2 protein-coding genes are annotated in these 4491 nt (G+C 29.1%); one reads left to right on the top strand and one right to left on the bottom strand.

Features of this window, described 5'->3' with window-relative positions; genetic code table 11:
- Window positions 1-51: 51 nt before the first annotated feature.
- A complete protein-coding gene (locus tag G468_RS0116380; protein WP_026823961.1) occupies window positions 52-1647 on the bottom strand; it encodes an AAA family ATPase in 1596 nt (531 codons plus the stop codon).
- Window positions 1648-2507: 860 nt separating this feature from the next.
- Here G468_RS0116380 and G468_RS0116385 point away from each other — a divergent pair.
- Window positions 2508-4442, top strand: coding sequence for a hypothetical protein (locus G468_RS0116385; RefSeq protein ID WP_026823962.1), 1935 nt, complete (start codon window positions 2508-2510; stop codon window positions 4440-4442).
- The last annotated feature ends 49 nt before the right edge of the window (window positions 4443-4491 follow it).

Below are 4491 nucleotides of genomic sequence, written 5' to 3' on the forward strand. Positions count from 1 at the left end.
TTCAAAACACCTCCATTAATGCCTTACTGTATTGATTGAGATTCCTAACCATCAAGAAGATTGATTTTCTAGATCATTTTTGGTCGTTCTTCCTTTACATAATTCAATAAAATATAGAAATGATATTATAGTTTTCTCGCCCTCACTTAACGAAGAAAAAACACTAGATCCACTCTGCTTTTCTCCGTGTCTTTCTAATGTATAACAATCATTACTAACAGATTTTATTATTTTAAAGCTCTTTATACCAAGTAGTAATAAATTTTTATTTATATTTTCAATTGTAGTTTCAATATTAGAAAAATTGCTTTTTAATTCTGTTATTTCTTGAGTTATAATTTTTAGTTGAGAATCAATATTTATTTCTTCTTTTTTTAATTTTTTTATTTCTTTATCTAATTTTTCCTCATCAACTTTATATATAGAAATGAAATCTTCACTCAATTCTCTTATTTTTTTCCACATGTGTGATACAATTTTTCTTTCACTATCAACAAAATTTTTTACTTTTTCATTTAAAGCATTTAAAGCATTATTTTTCTTAACAATCAAATTGATAAATTTATCAATTTCACTCATTGAATTTAGTTTTATTGATTTTGTTGGAGAGTTTATTTTTTCATCTAATTTTAAAAGATTATCACTAATTTCTCTTTTAATTAAATCTATTATGTTTTTATCAAAATCATCTTCGAATAATTTTGGATGATCAGATAATTTATTAAAAAAAGAATTAACTTCATTATAGTAATTTTGATAGTTTTCTTTTAAATATTTTATTTCAGTTATTAAATTATCATACGAGTCATTAAAAATATTATGCATTTCCAATTTGAAATTTTCATCTATTGTATTAGATTGGCAAAATGGACATATATCATTATCCATGTAGTTTTTAAGTCCATGTCTAACCCAATCATAACTATTAAATTTTTTTATTATTTCAATTCGATAATTTTCTTTTATTGGTAATATTGGCTCTTCTAAAAGAGAAATATCCTTACTATTGAATATATATTTTCTCAACTCTGGAATATTTTCTATATAATGACCTTTATTTTTGATAAGTTCTACATATTCATCTTCTAATTCTTTTAAATTAATATTTTTAGATACATCTGACACATCCAAAGATAATATTTTTTCACAAAAATTCTCACTATGAAAGTTATTTTTTAATAAAGGTCTTAATTCAGACTTTCTTAATTTTGAAAACTTTCCATATATATTATTTTTAAGTTTTTCATAATTATCTTTTTTTCTTGAATCATTCTCTTTTATTTTATTCAAAATATTTAATGATTCTAATTGTAATTTATTTTTATCATTTTCTTTATTACCAATCAAAACCTCTATTTCTTTGTTTTCTTTACTTAAAGTAAATATACCTGCTTGTGTATCTTCATAAAAAATATCCTGGATAAATTTTTTATTATAAACTAGAAATTTATAATTCTTATAAAAACTTTTACTACATAATAAATATTGGCTATTTTCATTATTGGCATTAGTATCATAAAAATAATTGGCAATAGTAGATTTCCCACTGCCATTTTGTCCATAAAAAAGATTGATTTGTTTCGACAAATTAATAGTAACATCTTCATTACAATAACTTGCTACATTTCTTAATTTTAAATATTCCATACTTTATCCCAAAAATTAACCACATCAATAAAATTTAATTTTTATAAATACATATAATAGTTATTTTTTATAACATATAAATTTAATATTTTTTTAGAACATGGTCAAAAAAATAAACTTTAAAATTTAATTTATTATTTAATAATATATTATTCATAGTCTTAAGTACTCACATAAAATAGCTCTTAAAAAAGATTTTGAGTCTAAAAATGAAAGTGCAAGTTTCCGCATAAATTTGCCTACATTTTGGATACCATACGGCTACAGAATAAGTAAGGTATAACCTAAGTTTAAACACATCATGCAACTGCATAAAAAACACTACATTTAGCGGGCAGGCGAGGCGGGGCTACCACTGCGATTTATGAGGTTTTAGATGATTTTTCTCAATTATTGAATAGTAATGAATAGAGCTATATACTGAAGAAATTGTAGCAAAATAATAAGTTAAATTTTAACTATAGTGATTATGAGCAAGATATATTATTAAAAAAATTGTTTTAATTTCATATAGTTAAATACCAAGAGAAAAGTCGGCGTTATTAAAGAAGAAAAAATTCATGGAATACATGCGTATTCTTTTATTGTCAAATTCTATCTAACCTAAGAAATTAAAAATAAAACTTACTGCCATTCTAATGATTATAAAAAACTTAATCATAGGTTTCTCACTTTCCTCAACTCACTACCATAGATGATAACCATAAATATTACTTAAATAAAACACTAAACACTGCTAAAACAACATTTAGTAAATTATTTGTAATAATTTATTTTATTAAAAAAGATCGTTTTCTATTTTATTTTAACAAATAATTATCAATATAATAAATTTGTTAAATTTAAATATAGGATTACTAATGACAAGCATAACGAAACCTGCCTCATCAACAGTCTGGATGGCATCAATACTAGATTTTTCACAAAATGACAAAAAAAATCTCGAAAGTATCTTGAATAAGGATCCAGCGAATAACAAAACAAACTCACAAGAACAAATAAATAACGAACAAGCAAAACCAATAACTATATTGTCAAATAAAAATCAAGTTCAGCATAATAGTGATACCCTCAGTTTAATTAATCAATTTATTCACCAACCACTATCAATACCTATTGAAGAATTTGATAAGCTTGCCCATGATGAACAAAATCAACTAATGCGTGCACTGTTAATTAAAGAAAAGATAATTAATCAAGAAGATAAGGCGATAGCGACTCGGGAGCTGGCTAACGGTGTTATTGATTATCTTGACCGTTATGATTATAGCAAAGATAAGATAGCAGAGCTCGCCTGGTTACTGTTAAAACCTTTAGGAGAATATGGTGGCAGCAACGGTGAGACTGCACCTTATGCACGTCAGCAAACAGCGATTACTAACTGGCTGCAATACGCAATTTTTGGTATGCCTATTGATAACTGGCTGCTAGCACAGATAAAAAAATATCAACCACAGCAGAATGCCTTTATTCAAACGGCCACCATCACCGATAAACTGCAGCAAATTATAACAGCCGGGCTACCATTAGATAACTGGCGTTTAATGCAGAAAAAACAGATTGAATCGGCAGAAAATTTTCTGTTACACCATCAAGATCTAAAAAATGATCACCACAACCACATCGAATTAACTTTGCCTTATGCAGAAATTCGTGATTATTATCAACAACGGATATTAAATCGCATTCTGCCAATACTGATATTGCAACCTAAAACCCCAGCTGAAAGGCAACGGCTGCAAAAAATGGCGATAGATGAACCAAAATGGGGTTACTTACATGCAGGTGCCACATTACTGAGTGAAAGCGGTGCGGATTTAAATAGCATGAGTCTGGATGAAATTATCGATACCGGTATGTGGCTTGAAACCTCTATATCGAAGGAAACCGTACCGGCTAGCTATGTTCACTATTTCAAATTACCCGCCCTGATCCATGATGTATTAACAAATGGTCATCAAGCGGAAGTGGATGAGAGTGATAAAGAAGCGATGGCCTCAGTTTATCACGCTTATTTTGACCATTTAACCCAGTACCATAACAATAATAATCCATTTATCCAGCTCAGTAATTTATCACAAAACTGGAAAAGCCGGCCAGATCTGGCCCGCCAGCAACTAAAAGAGAATGATATTGATGAGAGTTGGTTAAATAACTATCTATATAAAAATAGTGTGGTGGAATATCAAAACCGACAGGGTGAGACGGTATTATTACCCAATATCGATGCTGCTTTTGAAAAACAAAATCAGCAACTTGCCGATTTTTCAAAACAAACGGAACTCGCCTTGTTACCTCAGGTTTTTAATACGCTTAAAGAGTCAGAACAGCAGTTTATTGAAAGTGCAAAAATAGAGCTAGTAAAAGCCGAATTTAATGCCCGCGCCAGTATTCGAGGCGTTCCGCAATCATCATCAACTTGGCATGGAATAATGGCTTCGGGTGCATTAATTACACCGGTTCCCAATTCAATTGATATGCTTAAATGTACCTTTAACGGTGAAGAACGGATCTATGCATTACAAAAAGAACCGAATACAAAAATAGGACGCTATAAACTCTCTCGAGTCGATAATAATAAAAATGACATCCTTGATCTGTTTCCTCATGATCCTGCAATTCGCACTGACAATGAGTATCAATTAAAGTTTCATTCCGCATCTTTGCTAAAAAAAGCCGCTGAAAAACCGCAAGTCTTCATTAACAAACTAGCGACATTACATCGCGACAAATTAATTGATAAGCTACATCAATGTCACCGATCATGCAAAACTGATCCACTAACGATCATCTAAAACTGATCCACTTGGTATTATTCGCACATTTTTGTACGGATAATTTATG

Origin of the sequence: Arsenophonus nasoniae DSM 15247 (assembly GCF_000429565.1) — a bacterium.
Classification (GTDB): domain Bacteria; phylum Pseudomonadota; class Gammaproteobacteria; order Enterobacterales; family Enterobacteriaceae; genus Arsenophonus; species Arsenophonus nasoniae.

Excerpts from the sequence above, each read along its gene's own strand:
- G468_RS0116380 (WP_026823961.1), bottom strand. The coding sequence starts at position 1,647 with ATGGAATATTTAAAATTAAGAAATGTAGCAAGTTATTGTAATGAAGAT.
- G468_RS0116385 (WP_026823962.1), top strand. The coding sequence starts at position 2,508 with ATGACAAGCATAACGAAACCTGCCTCATCAACAGTCTGGATGGCATCA.